This window comes from Polynucleobacter sp. HIN7, from assembly GCF_030297595.1.
Taxonomy (GTDB): Bacteria; Pseudomonadota; Gammaproteobacteria; order Burkholderiales; family Burkholderiaceae; genus Polynucleobacter.
The window spans coordinates 728,138-746,465 of record NZ_AP028138.1; the positions used below are offsets into that span (position 1 = coordinate 728,138).

An 18,328-nucleotide genomic window follows, 5' to 3' on the forward strand; every position below is an offset into this window, starting at 1 on the left:
GCGTGAGTCTCGTTAGTTCATTTGTTCGTAGCGTTATTCAAAAACGCATTATTGTTTTAGCATGCTGTGGACTGCTTTTAATACTTGGCACCCTCGCATTGCGGTCATTACCCATTCAGCCTTATCCAGGAGTGGCCCCATTAACAATCCAGGCGATCACGCAATGGCCGGGTAGGGGAACGACGGAAGTAGAACAACAAATCACCATACCGGTCGAAAATGCTCTAGCCGGCATTCCGGGTGTGCAAACCTTTCGTTCCGTATCTCTTTTTGGTCTGTCTGTTGTCACCTTAAAGTTTAATAATTCAACTGATCCTTTCAGGGCACGACAAATATTCATTAGTAATCTCTCTAAAGTTGATTTTCCACCTGGGGTAATAACAAGCGTTAGTCCTGATTCAGATGCAACGGGAGAAATCATGCGTTACCAGGTTGCTTCAGAGCATGCTGATTCCTCAAAACTCAAAACACTTCAAAATTACGAAATTTATAAAGAGTTGAAACAAACTCCAGGTGTTGCTGAAGTTACCTCATTTGGCGGCAAGGTTCGACAGTACCAAATTGTGATCATGCCGGAAAAAATGCAAGCCAAGGGCGTTACGCTTGAGCAGCTGGTTTCGGCTCTAGCAGCTGCCAATGCAAATACTGGTGGAGGCCTATTACCTAGCGGCGAACAACAGTTTGTGGTTCGTGGGGTTGGATTATTAAAGAATGTGCAAGATATCAAGCAAGTAGTGATTGCTACCAATAATGGTATTCCTATTCGTATCGGAGATATTTCTGATGTCAGGATTAGTCATGCACCGCGCTTAGGAATTTTCCAATTCGATGATAAGCCAGACGAAGTAGAGGGAATTATTTTCTTGCGGCGTGGAGAAAATGCTACCGAGGTATTGGGTCGAGTGCGCGAAAAAATCAATCATATCAATAGTCATGTATTACCTCCTGGAATTGAGATCAGACCATTCTATGATCGCCAAAATTTATTAGATATAACTGTTGGCACAGTTAAGCACACATTATTTTTTGGGATCTCTTTAGTTTTAGTCGTACTTTATGTATTTTTAGGTAACTTTCGTGCGGCTGCTGTCGTTGCTGCCGTGATCCCGTTAGCGCTCTGTTTTTCATTCATCCAAATGGATCTGTTCAACGTACCAGCTAATTTAATTTCTCTGGGGGCGATTGATTTTGGCGTGATCGTAGATGCCGCTGTCATTGTGACTGAAAATGTAATGCGACATCTTGAGGATGGGAAAAAGCGCCTTAATCAGAGTATTGTTGTCGCAATTAGCGAAGTACAGCGCGCCATGATCTATTCTGTTTGCATCATTATTGTGGCTTATTCGCCATTATTTTTAATGGGAGGGGTAGAGGGAATTATCTTCAAACCGATGGCATTTACGATGGGATTTGCACTCATTGCGGCGATGATTTTAAGCCTTACTTTCTTGCCTGCCATCATGTCTTTAATTTTTGGTGAAACGTTTCATCATCGTCCACCTCGTTTTATTACATCCTTATTAATTTGGTATCGACCTCTTTTGCGGCGTTGGATGGATAAACCTCGAACTATTGCCGCTGTCTCAGTATTTATCTTGGGACTTGCACTTTTGAGCACCACTCGCCTGGGAACAGCCTTTTTGCCTACTCTTGAAGAAAATAATATCTGGCTGCGTGTTACTTTACCGAATACGGTGGATCTTGATTATTCAGTGAATATAGCTAACAAACTACGTGAGTTATTCAGAAAGCAACCTGAGATTGAAAAAGTTGCAGTACAAATCGGTCGGCCAGATGATGGTACTGATCCAACTGGTGTATTTAATCAAGAATATGGTTTGTATCTAAAATCCCCAGAGAATATGCCCGCTGGCAGTAGTAAAAAACTACTAATTGCCAATTTAGAGGAAGAGCTTCAGAAAATCCCGGGCTTAAGCTACAGCTTCTCTCAGTATATTCAAGATAATGTGAATGAGGCTTTATCTGGTGTAAAAGGTGAAAATTCCATCAAAATTTATGGTCCTGACTTAGAGGTTTTAGATCAAAAGGCTCACGAGGTCTTGAGGTTGCTTAAAAAGGTTCGTGGTATTGCGGACGAAGGTATTTTGAAAGAGTTAGGGCAGCCAACTCTAAATATTGAGATTGATCGTGAGCGTGCTGCACGCTACAACATTGAAATGGACTCAATTCAATCATTAGTTGCGAATGCAATTGGTGGTACGCCCATTACCCAATTGTTAGAAGATGAAAAAAGTTTTGGTATTGCGATACGGTTACAAGAAGATCATCGGAACGATATCTCAGATATTGCAACCCTATTAATCGATGTTCCCGGAGGCGGACGAATTCCCTTATCGATGGTTGCTAAAGTAAAAATAGGAGATGGCCCTTTTTTCATTTATCGTGAGTATGGTAAGCGGTATATAGCAATCAAATTTAGTGTTCGCGGACGAGATCTTGGAAGTGCTATTGAGGACGCAAAATTTTTGGTTGATAAATCACTTCGATTACCACCAAACTACTCAATTGCCTGGGATGGTCAATTTAATCAAATGAAAGAAGCGCAACGTCGCTTAATGATCATCGTGCCTTTGGCGCTTCTTGCTATTTTCTTTTTATTACTTAGTGTATTTGGTAATCTTCGTGACGCATCGATTGTGCTGATCAATGTTCCGTTTGCAGCCATTGGAGGGATTATTGCCCTACATCTAGCGGGTGAGACTCTAAGTATTTCAGCGTTATTCGGCTTTTTGTCCTTATTTGGTATCGCAGTTTTAGATGGTGTCATCTTAATTTCATTCATTAATAAAGTGAGCACCGAAGATGAATCACAAATGAAGGATGCGATGGTCGAGGGCGCAAGCTTGCGAGTGCGCCCAGTTCTGATGACTGCCTTACTATCTGGATTGGGTTTATTGCCCGCAGCCTTGTCGCATGCAATTGGTTCAGAGGCTCAGAGGCCATTAGCGCTTGTCATTGTGGGCGGTATGATTACGGCCACAATATTGACGTTGTTTGTTTTGCCGGTCTTTTATGCATGGTTACGGTCTCGAAAAGGAAGTAATCTCTATACTGTATGAAATAATTAATTGAGTATAGAAAGTGGCGACTAGGGATTTACTAATCATCGGGGATGGTTTCTCGGCTGCCGTCTCCTTGATTCATCTACTGCGTCAAGGGATTGATGCACAGTCAATTACGATTCTTGGCAAGTATTCTCCTGGACGTGGCAATGCATATGGCTGCTCAAGCCCAGCATTTCGGCTAAATGTTCGAGAAGATCTCCCAATTATTTTCGCCGAAGATCCGCTGCATTTTGCCAGGTGGGCAAATGAGTATATTAAGGATCCCCAAGCCAAAACAAGCGCAGGTTACTTCTATCGCCGTAGTGATTTTGGCGCTTATATAAATCAATTGGTTAATGACCAACTTGACGGTAGAGCCCTCAATCATATCCAAGGTGAGGCAGAGCGCATTACTGGGTCTGATGGGCAATGGCAGGTGGAGCTCAAGACTGGTGAACATATTGATGCAAAGGCAATGATTCTGGCGACAGGTAATGCGACCCCGATCTGGCCATGCCCGGTTCATATCGATCAATTCTCGAACCATTGCACCCTGACTGAGAACCCATGGCCGGGTGATTACCTCCATCGGATACCCGCAAATGATCATGTCCTTTTACTCGGTGGTGGGTTAACGGCATTGGATGCTATTAATGGTTTGGTAGAGCAGGGTCACCAAGGAAAAGTCTTAGTGATTTCTCCACGAGCACTTTTTCCCCCATCTCAGGCGCCGTGGACCAGAATGAGGCAACCGCAATGGCCTAATCCCATCACACCTGCACGATTGGTACGCTTCATGCGCCACTATCTCCCGAATACCCCAACCGATCAATCGGAATGGCAATGTGCCTGGGAAGAGCTGCGACCCGATCTCAATCGTATTTGGCAGGGATTTAATGCTTATCAGAGAAGAATCTTGATGAAACACTTTGGCTGGCTTTGGAATCTCTATCGATTTCGGGCTTCACCCCAAACTATTGCGGCTTACCATCAATTGCGCGATCGGCAACAAATTGAGTTTCGATGTGGACGCGCCAAGGAGATAGCTGTTCGGAACGGAGCGATTCATGTGTCACTTCACCATGGAGAAGTGACACATGGCCATCATTTAATTAATTGCACTGGGGTAGCACGTGACCGATTAGTTGATCAGTTGATAAGCGACGCTATTGCAAGCCCGGATGCACTCAAGAGTTCGATTGCAATCGATTCACAGCTTAGTGTTCTTGATCCAAAAGGCAGGGCTCATCAAAGCCTTTGGATGATTGGACCAGCGACCATGGGCAGTTTGGGGGATGTAATCGCAGCAAGTGCGATTGCTAAGCAAGCCGAGCAACTCGCCAAAGCAATCCGATTAAACTGGATGCCTAGTTCATCCGTTCAATAAAACGATTATGAAACGATTCCCTAAACACTCTCAGTGCAAATTCATTATTTTTGCTGCCTTAATCAGCTTGCAGGGCTGTGCCGCTGTCTTTACGGATGCATCGGACGCTAATCATGTCACCTTTTTGAATAGCGCCGACGAGTCGCTTCCTCAATTAACAGAGAAGGCAAATGCCTATTGCCAACAGTACGGTAAGAAAGCCGTATATCGCAAAGGCGATAATTTACTGGTTGCTGTATTTGACTGCCGCTAAGCTTATCTAGTTTTCTTGGGAGCGGGTTTAGCATTCAAGAGCTCAGGCTGCATCGTTGTATCCTCCTCGATTGATTTGCGATAGCCCGGTGGGTACTTGCTCCAGTCATAGCCTTTGCGGGCTCGCTGATAGCCATAGTCATACAGCGCTTGCATGTATTTGTATCAAATTCTTCAACATGCGGGAAAGTAAAGTCTGAGCCGATATAGGCCAGATTGAAACCGACTCGGTCATCCATTGATTAGAACGCCTCTTTCTCAGCCTCTAAATAGGCAAGGCTCGTGTACTTACCAATATTGCCATCGAACCCCTGCATGGTTTTAGCCCGCTTACTAACGCGCGGATCTTTCAACACCAATGATTTGGCCACACTTAAGTCCTGACCATCTTTGACGGCTTTGACGCAGGTATCGTAAATGCCTGCCAAGAACTCGCCGTATTCATTGAGGAGCTGTTTACTCGGTTCACCATGCCCTGGTACCCAGAGCTGATCACCTTCGGTCGATTGTAAATTCTGATAGGTCTTAAAGGTGCCGACATAAGAGCCGTCATCAATATTGGCAATGCGATTGCCCATTGCAATATCGCCTACGTAAGTCACCTTATCTTCAATGACCTGCATGCATATATCACCAGGGGTGTGCGCAGTGCCATGGTGATGCACTTTGATGCGCACATCGCCAAAGTTAAAGATATCACCCTGATTAGCGTCGTGAGTCGGCGGAATCACCTTAGTACCCGCGGTCGCTTGATTGGTCCAGCGCTCCATTAAACTGCGCCAGGCATTGCCTTCGATACCTTTGATCTGTTTGATGGAGTAGGGATGCGCATAAATGGGCATGTCCTTACTGTAGGTTTCCACAAATGCTTGATTACCTAAAAAATGATCGCCGTGGTAATGCGAATTAAAAATTGCAATCACCGGTTTATTGGTGACCCTCTTAATCATCCGGATTGCCATCTCACCAATTTGCAAGGAGGCGCCGGAATCTAATATGACGACCCCTTTGCTAGTGACCACGAAGGTCACATTAGCCATCATGCCCCGGTTTTCAGGTGTTGGAAAGCCGTCGGGCGAGTAGATTAACCAAACGTGCTTACTAATCTGCTTGGCAGGAATATCCTTGACTGGCGGCCCTTTGAAAAAATCCTCCGCCGCACTGGCAAACTGCATGGCTTGCGGGGCAAGCATGATTCCCCCAGCTCCTGCGATCCATTTGAGTGCCTGACGACGTGTATCAGCAACCATTGAATACTCCCATTGATATATTCAGTTTAGCGAATATTTTCCCTGCCTATCAATTTCAATGATTACTTGAGTAATTTGTTCATCAATCGCTATCCCATGACCAATTTAGCAATCTGGGTGTAGAGCGGGATCCCAAGGATTAAATTGAGTGGGAATGTGATACCCAAAGACATACCCATGTACAAAGCAGGGCTCACCTCGGGCAAAGCATGTCGCAATACTGCTGGCACCGCAATATAAGACGCGCTAGCAGCTAGAACCATCAACAAAATCGTATTACCCAATTCCACCTTGAAGATGTAGCAGAGTAAAAGCGCAAAGAGGGAATGGCAAAGGGGCGCTACAAAGGCATACACAATCAAACGTCTGGGCTTGCCCTTGAGATCCACAAAACTCTTGGCGCTCATTAAGCCCATATCTAGTAAGAAGAATGCCAACATCCCCTTGAATAAATCCACGGAGAATGGCGCCATTACCTTTTGCCCATCGGGTCCCGAGATAATGCCAATTAACATCGCACCAAGTAGCAATAGTTGCGCGCCGTCCGTAAATGACTCGTGCAGCAGTTTGCCAACTCGCATCGGTTGCTTAGTTTGCGATACAGAGGATTTCGCACGATTGGCGAGGAAGATCGCCAAAATAATTGCTGGGGATTCCATTAGTGCCATGGCAGCAGCCATATGGCCACCATATTCGATCTGAACATGGTTGAGGTATTGAGTGGCGGTAATAAAGGTCACTGCGCTAACCGACCCATACGTCGCGGCAATCGCTGCTGAATCAAGAGCGTTGAGTTTGGTCTTCAGAAAGTAATAACTGACGAGCGGAATAATGCAGGCTAGGGCAATCGCAATGATCAAGCTGGTAGTAATTGCGAAGGTGAGCCCAGATTGGTGCAAAGCGAACCCACCCTTGAGGCCTAAAGCCATTAAAAGGTAAAGAGATAGAAACCGGGTGATGGGTTGCGGGATCTCGAGGTTGGAACGAACCAATCCTGCAAACACGCCAAAGATAAAAAATAGGATGGCGGGATCAATAATGGTACTCATGAGTTCTTATTTTCTCATTTTTAGAGAGCTTCTCAGAAAAAGAGCCACTCCCCCCTAAAAAGTGCTTGAGTAGAATAGACCCATATTTATTAGGGAAATCACTAATTCGCGATCTATGGTCAAATTCACCTATCGATTTTGGGGAGTAGCCTGCCTAGTAATGGGTCTTGCGCATCGACATTCCGGAAAGCCGTTAAGAGCCAACCCGGTGCGCGAGGGGAATCAGTCCTTGGCCAGACCAGTTTTAAGTATTGGAAAACTGTGGACCCCTATTTAAGCGTGATTCGCCGAGTAGTTCATATTGCCCTAATTTGGGCATGTGCTGCATCCCCTACCTGGGCGCAAACGCAATCTACCAAAACCGTTTTTACTCTTGATCAGCTTATCCAGCTTGCCTTAGAAAGTAATCCGCAGGTGATGGCCGCTCGCGATCAGACCCGGGCGGTTAGTGGTCAATTGCGAAGCGCGAGAGCGATTCCAAACCCCGAGTTTGAGGTCAATACCGGTCAGCAACGTGGTACCTCGGGCGGATTAAACACCGGCAACCTCTCGCAATGGGTTGTTACTCAGCCACTCGATATGCCGTATACCCGTTTCCCACGGGTCAATGCTGCTGAGGCCAGCATGCGTGCCGCTGAAGCAAATCGGGTTGCATTTGAGGTTGAGACCATTGCGCGTGTTCGCCAAAGTTTCTATGAGCTCGTGCGCCGCGAAGCTGAATCACGCGCTGCAGATGAAGATTTGGATCTCACCAAACAAATCCGCGATCGCATGCAATTGCGCTACGACGTTGGTGAGACCGCTCGCTTTGAGTTAATTCGGGCACAAACCGAGTTTCTCAATGCTGAGATCGTGGCCCAAGGAAGCAAACTACGGATTGAGCAAGCCCGCAGTCAATTGCGTAAAGTCGTGGGCTTTAATCTGCCTGCAAACTTTGAGATTGCAGCCAAAGTAGATTCCATCCCCAAATTACCCGAACTCAAAGTCTTATTGGATAACCTACGCAATCAGAGCCCTGAGCTAAAGCGCGCCAAGGCCGAGGTTGAAGCCAGCGAGTCACGCCTAAGTTTTGAGCAAAACTCGCGCCTACCGCAATTGGCAATTAAGGCTCAGCAATACAACGACCCGAACTTTACCGATCGCCTCTATGGTTTGGTGGTCAGTATCCCGATTTGGGATTTCCGCCAAGGCCAAATTACAGAAGCCGAGGCCAATGCCTCGAAAGCCCGTAATCAATTGAATGCTCAGATGCAAAGCCTCGAGACTCAGCTCGAATCAGCATACAAACTCTTTGAGATCACGAGCTTTCAGGTCAAAACTTTGGACGAGCGGGTCGTACAACTTGCGGCCAGTGCTCGCAAGATTGCCGAGACCTCGTATCGCTTTGGTGAGCGTGGCATGTTGGAGTTCTTGGATGCGCAGCGGACCTTTCGAGCCGCTCGGAATGATTTAATTCGAGCCCGTTTTGAGTTGGCATCGATTGTGAATGAGATTGAACGTTTGAGTGCCTCGCCAGAATGGGTGGCCATGATTGAAGGTAAAAAATAATGAGTGCCGAACCTAAACTCACTAAAAAAATAGCTGATCAAATTCAGAAGGGGCGTGCCCTAATTCTGGAGCAAACCGTCGCCGCAATTCATGCAATACGGGATTGGCAGAAGCAAGGCTACGGCCAAATTCGCGAGTTTGCAAATCAAAAAGCTCCAGCTGTTTTGCAAAAGTATGATGCCAGTCCAGCTTGGGTCAAGTCGGGATTCTTCGTTTTACCTTGGGTAGTTGTTGTTTTGTTAACTCTTTATTACTTTGATGTGTTTGACTCTAAGCCAACACCCCGCCTGGTTCAAGACCCAAGCATTGTGTATGTCAATGATGACCTGAGTAAATTAATTAAGAATGGGCAGGTCAAATTAGCCCCGTTTGTCGAGGAGCTAAGAGTCTCCGGCCGAATTGATTTTAATGAGCGCTTCTTGGCACGAATTGGTGCAAATGTAACGGGGCGTGTCTCTGAAATCTTAGGAGTGCCTGGTCAAGAAGTTCAGCAGGGGGAGGTCTTGGCAAAGATTACCTCAACCGAGCTCACCCAATCACAACTTGCCTACCTAAAAGCACGAACCGCCAGCCAGTTAGCTGAGCAAGCTGCTAATCGTGCGCGTATTCTTTATAAAGAAGATGTGATCGCTCTCGCTGAGTTGCAACGCCGTGAAGCCGAGGCGATGAGCGCAAAAGCCGAGTTACGTGCTGCGAACGATCAATTGCGAGTGCAGGGCATGGATCAGAAAAGCATTGATCGACTCGCTAAAACGGGAGTGATTGAGTCCATCAATAATGTGGTGGCAACGATCCCCGGCCAAATTGTGGAGCGCAAAATTAATCGTGGACAAGTGGTTCAACCAGCCGAATCACTCTTCACGATCGCAGATTTAAGTACCTTATGGGCAGTCGCTGAAGTTCCTGAGGGAAATTCGTCGTTGTTACAAAAGGGGCAAAAATCGTCGGTGATTATTCCTGCGCTGCGTAATCGGGTGATTGAAGGCGTGATCTCGCACGTCGATGCCATCGTTAACCCACAAACGCGTACCGTTGTGGTGCGGATGGACATTTCGAATCCAACAGGGCAAATACGTCCCGGAATGTTAGCTACGATGTTGATTGATAGTGAACCGGTAGAGCGCTTAGTTGTGCCAAATTCTGCGGTGATTCGGGAGGATAACCAAGATTACGTATTTGTACGAGGCGAGGACGATCAATACAAAATGGTTCCCGTCAAAGCCGGACCTGAGGGTAAAGGCATGCGCGCCATTCTTTCTGGCCTCAAAGAGGGTGAGGAAATTGCGATTGAAGGCGCATTTCATTTAAATGCGGAACGCAAGCGTCAGCTTAGTGGTGGCGGCTAAGACCATTTGACATGATTGAGCGTATTGTCCGTTTTGCTCTTCAGCAACGCCTACTGGTGGTGGTGATCTCCGTTTGCTTATTCTTCGTAGGCTTATTTGCTACGAAGCGCTTATCGGTTGATGCCTTCCCTGATGTAACAAATATCCAGGTGCAAATCGCAACCGAGGCCCCTGGTAAATCACCCGAAGAAGTCGAGCGCTTTGTCACCATCCCGATTGAGTTAGGCATGACCGGCTTACCCGGCCTCGTAGAGATGCGTTCGCTCAACCGTAACGGTATTTCCATTGTGACCTTGGTCTTCACGGATAAGACCAGTATCTACTTTGCCCGCCAACTTGTTCTGGAGCGTCTCATTGAGGTTGCGTCCCGTATGCCCGACGGAATCACTCCCGTCTTGGCGCCACCGACCACGGGACTCGGGGAGGTTTATCAGTACACCCTCGAGCATCCGTCTGATCGAGATCGCCCCCTGACTGAGGATGAGCTGCAAGAGCGCCGCACGATCCAGGATTGGGTAGTACGCCCCATGTTGCGCTCGATTCCAGGTGTTGCTGAGATTAATACCCAAGGTGGCTTCGCTAAAGAGTATCAAGTATTGGTTAATCCTGAGCGCTTGCGGCACTATGGGATTACCTTGCAAGATGTGTATGTGGCACTGGCTCGCAATAACGCCAATTCTGGTGGCGGCCAATTACCGACCTATGCAGAGCGGTATTTGATTCGTGGGGTTGGTCTTGTGGCAAAGCCTGAGGACATTGGCAAGATTATTCTGAAAGAAGTGAAGGGCACTCCAGTGTATGTGCGTAACGTTGCCGAGGTCATGATTGGTAATGAGATTCGGCAGGGCGCCATTATTAAAAATGGTGTTACCGAGGGTGTGGCTGGCATTATTCAGATGAACCGTGGTGCGAATGCTCGGGAGGTAGTCAATCGCATTAAGACCAAGGTCGCCGAGATTAACGAGCGCAAGTTATTGCCTGAGGGTTTACAGATTGTTCCGTTCTATGACCGAACCGATCTGGTCAATGCGGCGATGTTCAACGTTGCCAAGGTCTTAGTTGAGGGCATCATCTTGGTAATCGTATTGCTCTTCTTGTTCTTGGGCGATGTGCGTTCATCGATCATTGTGGTGGCCACTCTGATCTTGACCCCGCTACTCACATTTTTTGTGATGAACCGCTATGGCATCTCTGCGAACTTGATGTCCTTGGGTGGTCTCGCAATCGCCATTGGCATTATGGTCGACGGCTCAGTCGTGGTGGTTGAAAACACTTTTGCTAAGTTAGGCGCTCGCCTAAAAATGGGTGAGTCCCGTAACCGTATTATCTTAGAGGCAGCTACCGAGGTCGGTAAACCCGTGCTCTTTGGTGTGGGCATCATCATTTTGGTATTTATGCCCTTACTTGCGCTCGAAGGCATGGAGGGCAAGATGTTTGCTCCGATGGCGATCACGATTGCGATTGCGCTCACTATCTCACTGATCCTATCGTTTGTGCTATCTCCCGTCCTTTGTTCTTACATCCTCAAAGGTGGTAGTGAGGACGATACGAAGATTGTGGCGAAGCTGCGTAAGCCGTATAACTTTATGCTCGATTGGAGCTTAAAACATCCCCGTTTAGTCGTAAAACGCGCTCTGATTGCGCTAGGCGCTAGTGTGGTTCTGTTTATCTTTTTGGGTAAATCATTTATCCCGGTGATGCAAGAGGGTTCTATCACTCCAGTGATTGTGCGTTCGGCCAATATTGCGCTCGATGAGTCGATTAAGTTGGAGTTTGAGGCCCTCAAAAGAATCATGACCATTCCTGGTGTGGAAATGGCGGTATCCCGTTTAGGACGCGGTGAGTCCCCGGCCGACCCTGGTCAACCATTCGAGTCCGATCCGATCGTGACCTTGAAGCCCTTGGGCGATCGAGATCTAAGCCAAGAGGAAATTGCCAATCAAATTCGTGAGAAATTAAAGACCTTGCCCGGTGTGGAGTTGGTGATCTCTCAACCGATTGCAGCCCGTGTTGACGAAATGGTCTCGGGTGTACGTTCACAAGTAGCGATCAAGATCTTTGGTGATGATATCGAGACTCTTATCAAACTAGGTACTCAAATTAGTCAAATCTTATCGCGCATGAAGGGCAGTACTGATCTGCGGATCGAGCAAGCCTCAGGCCAGAACTACCTCAATATCAAGATCGATCGCGATGCGATTGCGCGCTACGGGATCAATGTGGCCGATGTCAACGATGTGATTGAAACCGCAATCGGTGGTAAACAGGCCTCGACAGTCTACGAGGGTGAGCGCCGCTTCCCCATGGTGTTGCGCTATCCAGCCCCTTACCGTGACAAGATCGATGCCATCGAGAACATCATCCTGCTATCGCCTAACGGCGCCCAGGTGCTCATGAAGGATCTGGCGAAGATTGAGTTACTTGATGGTCCACCGCAAATATCGCGCGAGTCCGGTAAGCGTCGCCTCGTGATTGGTGTCAATGTGCAGGGTCGTGATTTGGGTGGTTTTGTCGATGAAGCCCAAAAGAAAATTGCCCAGGATGTGAAATTACCCGAGGGCTATACCCTGGTTTGGGGCGGTCAGTTTGAGAACATGGAGCGCGCCATGGCACGACTCATGATCATCATTCCGCTCACGATTGCCGCGATTTTCTTCTTGCTCTTTATGCTATTCCAATCGATTCGCTTGGCTGGGCTGATTATTTTGGTTCTGCCGTTTGCATCGATTGGAGGTATCTTCGGCCTCTTTATTACCGGCGAGTATTTATCGGTACCCGCCGCAGTCGGATTCATTAATCTTTGGGGTATTGCGGTACTGAACGGCGTGGTGCTGATCTCCTTTATCAAACAATTGCGCGATGACGGCATGCCTTTGCATGAGGCTCTCATTGATGGGTGTGCACATCGCTTTAGACCTGTGATGATGACCGCATCGGTGGCGATGTTGGCCTTGATTCCCATGCTGTTCTCCGGCGGCCCGGGATCGGAGGTCACAAGACCTCTTGCTATTGTGGTTATTTCAGGTCTAATTACTTCAACGGGCTTAACATTATTGGTATTGCCGGTTTTATACGGTTGGTTTGAAGAGAAAAAGGTTGAAGCGTGATTGAAATAAAGGCAGTGATTCGTCCGAATAAATTACCCATGGTGCGGGCCGCACTGATGGACACCCCCGGTTTTCCTGGAATGACAGTAACAAAAGTCGAGGGTTGCAGCGCACCGAACCGAGTCGAAAAAACCACCATTAAAGATGAGTTAACCGATTACTCAGCAAAAGTTCGGATTGAGATCGTTTGCAATGATGAAGTGGCTGATACGATCATGGATCGCTTAGTCCAAGCGTGCCAGACTGGGCAGGTGGGCGATGGGATTGTCTGGAAGGTGAATGTTGAGCGTGCCTTCTTTATTGCGAAGAACTATCCAAACCCAATTAGTTAAGCGCGCGGCTACTAATGGCTTTGCCTTGGGAATTCACTTTCACAAGCAGCATTTGACCTACGCCAACTGACATACCTGTATAGGCATAGGTATTGACCTGATGGGTCACCAAAATCAGCGGTAACTTATTGGATTTAGAAAGTTGCTGTCGCACAAATGCCTCAAGCTCTCTAGTCTGTTTGCCGCTCTCGCTCATTTCATTAAAGAAGGAACCGAGTGAACGCTCCGTTGTAACTGGACCTTTATTAAGTAACACTGCCGTATCGAGACAGCGGCACCAGGGGCTACTGAACATACGAGCCTCACTAATGCCTTGCTTACTTAGCCATGTACCAATCTCTTTGGCTTGCTGACGTCCATACTCACCCAGATTACGCTGGGTCGAACAATCGCCAATGCGATAACCTGGGGGATCGCCGATCCCAGGGGCATCGGCATGACGCATGATGATGAGACTTGAGCCTGATTGAAGTTCAGAGAGCAGGTTGGCATTTGCCAATGGCATGAACACCAGCCACGCCCAGAGTGCAACAAGGATTCGGATCAAGGTAATACCTTACCTGGGTTCATGATGTTCTTGGGGTCTAGAGCGGATTTAATAGAGCGCATCAGTTGGTGCGCCACCGATCCACGATGAGCCTCTAGGTCGGGGAGTTTGAGTTGCCCAATGCCATGCTCTGCCGAAATGGAGCCATGGTGTTTCTCGACCTGAGAATAGACCACATCATGAATGGCTGCTTCATGAGCGCGATTGAACTCGCTAGGATTTATCCCAAGTGGCGGAGCAATGTTGTAATGCAAATTACCGTCACCCAAATGCCCAAAATTGATAATACGCACCCCAGCAAATTGATCCCGAATCAGTCGATCAGTCTCAGTGATAAAGGCATCAAGACCTGAGATTGGTAGCGAGATATCGTGTTTTAGATTGGCGCCTTCTTGCGCTTGTGCCATCGTGATGTGCTCACGCATGGTCCAAAACGATTGGGCTTGCGAGAGATTGCTCGCAATCACCGCATCACTCGCAATACCTGCTTCAAAGGCAGACTCAAGAACCTGTTCCATCAAGTTACGCGCATGTTCTTCACCTTCATGATCCGATAACTCGACTAAGACCGTATAAAGAGGGTCATTGGCAAGAGGGTTTTTCATGTGGGGAAATTGCTTGGCAGTGAGGTCCAAGGAGTCCTTTGACATCATTTCAAAGCCAGTGAGTAGGGCGGCAGTGCGTTTCTGAAAAAGACTGAGCAACTCAATCGTCGCCGGAATATTTGGGACAGCTACTAAAGCAGTCCATTGGGTCACTGGCAAGGGATATAGCTTCATCACCGCGGCGGTAATGATGCCAAGACACCCCTCGGAACCAATATATAAATCACGCAGATCAAATCCGGTGTTGTCCTTGCGTAAGCTCCGCAGACCATGCAGGATCTCACCTTGGGCAGTGACTACTTCGAGGCCTAAACACAGTTCGCGGGCATTGCCATAGCGCAGCACATTAGTACCACCCGCATTGGTGGCCAGATTGCCACCAATTTGACAGCTTCCTTGAGCACCAAGACTGAGCGGAAACAAAAATCCCTGTGTCTTGGCAGCCTCTTGTAAGGTTTGCAAAATGCAACCTGACTCGACCACCATGGTTTGGTTGCTCGGATTAATTTCACGGATCGTATTCATCCGCTTGAGATTCAAAACTATTTGCTGGCCCGAGTCATTGGGGGTTGCCGCTCCGCACATACTGGTATTGCCGCCTTGCGGAACAATGGAAATCGACGCTTGATCGCACGCTTTGACGATCTTGGCAACCTCTTCGGTTGTTTTGGGAAGTAAAACAGCGAGTGCTTTGCCGTGATAGCGATTGCGCCAATCACTCAGATAGGGCGCTTGATCATTGGGGTCGACCAATACATAAGCATTTCCAACAATCGACTGACAGTGTGAAATGAATTCGGAGTGATTCATGGGATGATTCTAGTGCTTTGCTTCATCAGCCGCTTTTGCCTTAGCCGCCGCCTTAATGGGTTTGAGATACAACAGTAAGGCAATAAAAACCGTTACCGATAGGATGAGTTCCAGGATGGCCATCCACATATTCCAACCGGGTTCGGTAATCCGGGTTAAGGCTTCGGTGGTGTAAATCAGAATCGCCATGCTGCTCCATTGCATGGTGTACACATTCGCGCGCCATACCCCTGGCAACATGATGATTAAAGGTACTGCTTTTAGCACCAACCATGAGCCCCCGGGACGCAGCGGTGAAATGATCCATTCCCAAGCAACGCACAACACAATTAAATCAACGATTGCGGCACTGGCAATCAGCACATACTTATTTTTTTTCAGTAATCCACTCAGCATGATTTATTTGCCACCGTGAAGACGTAAAGCGACTTCAGCCAAACGCTTACCTTGGGCAATGGCTAAGCGAGATTCATCTGCACTAATCGGGGCGCTACCATCAGCGTGGGCAAGGTGCGATACACCATACGGTGTTCCACCACTCGTGGTGTTCATGAGTTCGGGATTGCTATAGGGTAGACCAAGCAACACCATGCCATGATGAAAAAGAGGAATCATCATGGAGAGGAGGGTGGTTTCCTGACCGCCATGCAAACTACCGGTACTGGTAAATACACAGGCGGGCTTCCCTTGCAGTGCGCCGCCTAACCATTGCGAGGTACTACCGTCCAAAAAATACTTGAGCGGTGCAGCCATATTGCCAAAGCGGGTCGGTGAACCCAGTGCTAGACCAATGCATTCCTCCAAATCAGAGTACTCGACATACGGAGGCCCATCCTTCGGTACGGGCGGTTCGCTAGCTTCACAAACGGTTGACACTGCAGGCACCGTTCGCAGACGTGCGCCAACTCCGGGCACGCTCTCAATTCCTTGGCCAATCAGTCGAGCAAGCTGCTCGGTCGCGCCGTAGCGGGAGTAGTACAACACCAAGATCTCGGATGAACGCATACGCTGCACTTTCTTTGGAATTTCAGTCAGATCCCCTATGATACGGTCATGCCATTATCTTTTCCGATCGAGCGTTGGTTGCCCTTAGGCAAAGAGCTCTGGGATCGCAATCAACATTTACGCTTGAGCCAGGTGTCGGCTAGCTTGGCCTTCACCACGATTTTGTCCTTGGTACCGATGCTCACCATTGGGTCGATCTTGCTGAGCCAATTCCCGGCCGTGATTAATCTACGTAATGCTTTTCAGACCTGGCTATTAAAAAACTATTTCCCAGGCGGCATCAGCCAACAAGTATTTAGTTACTTTAACCAGTTCTCTGCCAAAGCCAAGGGATTAACGATTGTGGGCTCGCTTGGGCTAGTGATTACGACGATTTTGACCATGGTGGTCATTGAGCGTGCCTTTAATGAGATCTGGAGGGTCAAAGAGCGTCGACCCTTCCTAAAAAAGCTCATCATCTATTTGGCAGCAACCGTGATCGGCCCCATCCTCTTAGGTCTGGGAATTTATCTCAGCGGTATATTGTTAGGTTCTGCTAGTGGCTGGTTCCCCACCTTATCGGCAGGATTTAAATTCATCAGCACGATTATTCCTAGCGTATTGGCACTCATTGTTTTTGCTCTGGCCTACCGAATCCTGCCTTATGCCCCAGTGACCTGGCGTGATGCATTTGTGGGGGCTGCTTTTGTGGCCGTTGCTTACGAGATCACCAAGTTTGGTTTTGCCTATTTCGTGACCCAGGCGGCCTTTTATAAAACCGTTTATGGAACCTTTGCGATCGTGCCCCTCATGTTGATTTGGATCTATATCACCTGGTGGCTTACCCTTGCCGGTGCAGTGATTGTGGCGAACTTGCCAACCATTCGGCAAAACCGTCAGCGGGAACAGGCGCCTGCCTAATGCCATAATGATGGTATGTCTGGAAATACGTTAGGTCTTCTATTTACTGTAACCACCTTTGGTGAGTCGCACGGTCCTGCAATTGGTGCGGTGGTGGATGGTTGTCCCCCAGGAATGGAACTATCGGTCGATGATATTCAGGTGGATCTGGATCGTCGCAAGCCAGGTACCTCGCGCCATGTAACCCAACGCAAAGAAGAGGACAAGGTCGAGATTTTGTCTGGCGTCTTTGAAGGCAAAACCACGGGTACCCCCATTTGTTTGTTGATTCGCAATACCGATCAACGCAGCCAAGATTACAGCGAGATTTTGCAGACCTTTCGTCCAGGTCACGCTGATTACACCTATCACTATAAATATGGCTTTCGAGACCCGCGCGGTGGCGGGCGCTCCTCAGCACGTTTAACCGCCCCCGTGGTTGCAGCCGCAGCAATCGCAAAAAAATGGTTGCGGGAACACTACGGTACTCAAATCGTGGCACATATGAGCCAACTGGGTGAAATTGCCATTCCATTCGAAGATGCAAAAGAAATTGCTCGCAATCCATTCTTTGCCCCGAATGCCAGCATCATTCCGAAGCTCGAAGAGTATATGGATCAACTCCGTAAAGCCGGGGATTCGTGTGGAGCCAAAATTGAGGTTGTGGCTCACCAAGTACCCATTGGTTTGGGCGAGCCGCTTTTTGATAAGTTAGACGCCGATATTGCCCATGTGATGATGGGTATTAATGCCGTTAAGGGCGTGCAGATTGGCGAAGGATTTGGGGTGGTGGCCCAAAAGGGGAGTGCACACGGTGACGAGATGCATCCGGATGGCTTTGCTAGTAATAATGCCGGTGGTGTTCTGGGTGGTATTAGTACTGGGCAAGATATTCGTGTATCAATTGCGATCAAGCCAACCTCAAGCATCATGAGTCCCAAAGAGACCATTGACTTGCACGGTAAGCCCGCAACGATTCAGACCAAAGGGCGTCATGATCCCTGCGTCGGAATTCGTGCTGCGCCAATTGCTGAAGCGATGTTGGCATTGGTGCTGATGGATCATGCCTTGCGTCATCGTGCTCAGTGCGGTGATGTCGCGGTAAGCCCCCCCGCTATTGCTGGCTCTCGTAGCACTTAAGGATTC

General features: G+C 48.1%; 16 protein-coding genes. 9 read left to right on the forward strand and 7 right to left on the reverse strand.

Annotated elements, in window-relative coordinates; genetic code table 11:
- Nucleotides 1-2 precede the first annotated feature (2 nt).
- Genes QUE64_RS03840 through QUE64_RS03850 form a run of 3 tightly spaced genes read left to right on the forward strand, consistent with a single transcriptional unit; the run spans nt 3 to nt 4,705 of the window.
- A complete protein-coding gene (locus QUE64_RS03840) occupies nt 3-3,080 on the forward strand; it encodes an efflux RND transporter permease subunit (protein ID WP_286225989.1) in 3,078 nt (1,025 codons plus the stop codon).
- A gap of 22 nt (nt 3,081-3,102) precedes the next feature.
- The gene (locus QUE64_RS03845; protein WP_286225990.1) at nt 3,103-4,452 is read left to right on the forward strand and encodes an FAD/NAD(P)-binding protein; all 1,350 of its coding nucleotides are present in this window, start codon (nt 3,103-3,105) and stop codon (nt 4,450-4,452) included.
- A 7-nt stretch (nt 4,453-4,459) separates the two neighbouring features.
- Complete coding sequence (locus QUE64_RS03850) at nt 4,460-4,705, forward strand: hypothetical protein (protein ID WP_286225991.1); 246 nt, start codon at nt 4,460-4,462, stop codon at nt 4,703-4,705.
- 2 nt (nt 4,706-4,707) lie between these two features.
- Here QUE64_RS03850 and QUE64_RS03855 read toward each other — a convergent pair whose 3' ends face one another.
- From QUE64_RS03855 to QUE64_RS03865, 3 genes are all read right to left on the reverse strand, one after another.
- The gene (locus QUE64_RS03855) at nt 4,708-4,860 is read right to left on the reverse strand and encodes a hypothetical protein (protein ID WP_286225992.1); all 153 of its coding nucleotides are present in this window, start codon (nt 4,858-4,860) and stop codon (nt 4,708-4,710) included.
- Nucleotides 4,861-4,946: 86 nt separating this feature from the next.
- Nucleotides 4,947-5,954 carry an MBL fold metallo-hydrolase gene (locus QUE64_RS03860; RefSeq protein ID WP_286225993.1) on the reverse strand — a complete coding sequence of 336 codons (1,008 nt, stop codon included), beginning with the start codon at nt 5,952-5,954 and terminating at the stop codon, nt 4,947-4,949.
- Nucleotides 5,955-6,043: 89 nt separating this feature from the next.
- Entirely contained in the window at nt 6,044-7,003 is a 960-nt protein-coding gene (locus QUE64_RS03865) for a sodium-dependent bicarbonate transport family permease (RefSeq protein WP_286225994.1), read from the reverse strand.
- 261 nt (nt 7,004-7,264) lie between these two features.
- Here QUE64_RS03865 and QUE64_RS03870 point away from each other — a divergent pair, with 261 nt between their 5' ends.
- Genes QUE64_RS03870 through QUE64_RS03885 form a run of 4 tightly spaced genes read left to right on the forward strand, consistent with a single transcriptional unit; the run spans nt 7,265 to nt 13,336 of the window.
- The gene (locus tag QUE64_RS03870; RefSeq protein ID WP_286224516.1) at nt 7,265-8,551 is read left to right on the forward strand and encodes a TolC family protein; all 1,287 of its coding nucleotides are present in this window, start codon (nt 7,265-7,267) and stop codon (nt 8,549-8,551) included.
- On the forward strand, nt 8,551-9,897 hold the full coding sequence (locus QUE64_RS03875) for an efflux RND transporter periplasmic adaptor subunit (protein WP_286225995.1): 1,347 nt from the start codon (nt 8,551-8,553) through the stop codon (nt 9,895-9,897). Before QUE64_RS03870 ends, QUE64_RS03875 begins: the two co-directional genes overlap by 1 nt.
- Nucleotides 9,898-9,908: 11 nt before the next feature.
- Complete coding sequence (locus QUE64_RS03880) at nt 9,909-13,004, forward strand: efflux RND transporter permease subunit (protein WP_286225996.1); 3,096 nt, start codon at nt 9,909-9,911, stop codon at nt 13,002-13,004.
- Nucleotides 13,001-13,336: a P-II family nitrogen regulator gene (locus QUE64_RS03885; protein WP_286225997.1), complete on the forward strand. Its 336-nt coding sequence runs from the start codon at nt 13,001-13,003 to the stop codon at nt 13,334-13,336. The genes QUE64_RS03880 and QUE64_RS03885 overlap by 4 nt, the downstream gene beginning before the upstream one ends.
- On the opposite strand, the gene QUE64_RS03890 is transcribed toward QUE64_RS03885, so the two are convergent.
- From QUE64_RS03890 to wrbA, 4 genes are read right to left on the reverse strand one after another with little or no spacing between them, the layout of a single operon-like run.
- Complete coding sequence (locus tag QUE64_RS03890; RefSeq protein ID WP_286225998.1) at nt 13,329-13,883, reverse strand: histidine phosphatase family protein; 555 nt, start codon at nt 13,881-13,883, stop codon at nt 13,329-13,331. The genes QUE64_RS03885 and QUE64_RS03890 overlap by 8 nt on opposite strands.
- Nucleotides 13,880-15,298, reverse strand: coding sequence for an FAD-binding oxidoreductase (locus QUE64_RS03895; RefSeq protein ID WP_286224521.1), 1,419 nt, complete (start codon nt 15,296-15,298; stop codon nt 13,880-13,882). The genes QUE64_RS03890 and QUE64_RS03895 overlap by 4 nt, the downstream gene beginning before the upstream one ends.
- A gap of 9 nt (nt 15,299-15,307) precedes the next feature.
- Entirely contained in the window at nt 15,308-15,694 is a 387-nt protein-coding gene (locus QUE64_RS03900) for a DUF2069 domain-containing protein (RefSeq protein ID WP_286225999.1), read from the reverse strand.
- A 3-nt stretch (nt 15,695-15,697) separates the two neighbouring features.
- Nucleotides 15,698-16,303 (reverse strand): NAD(P)H:quinone oxidoreductase, encoded by a 606-nt coding sequence (gene wrbA / locus QUE64_RS03905; RefSeq protein ID WP_286226000.1) that lies wholly within the window; start codon nt 16,301-16,303, stop codon nt 15,698-15,700.
- Nucleotides 16,304-16,351: 48 nt separating this feature from the next.
- On the opposite strand from wrbA, the gene QUE64_RS03910 reads away from it, so the two are divergent.
- Nucleotides 16,352-17,203: a YihY family inner membrane protein gene (locus QUE64_RS03910; RefSeq protein ID WP_286226001.1), complete on the forward strand. Its 852-nt coding sequence runs from the start codon at nt 16,352-16,354 to the stop codon at nt 17,201-17,203.
- Nucleotides 17,204-17,218: 15 nt separating this feature from the next.
- Nucleotides 17,219-18,322 carry a chorismate synthase gene (aroC, locus tag QUE64_RS03915; RefSeq protein WP_286226002.1) on the forward strand — a complete coding sequence of 368 codons (1,104 nt, stop codon included), beginning with the start codon at nt 17,219-17,221 and terminating at the stop codon, nt 18,320-18,322.
- Nucleotides 18,323-18,328 lie beyond the last annotated feature (6 nt).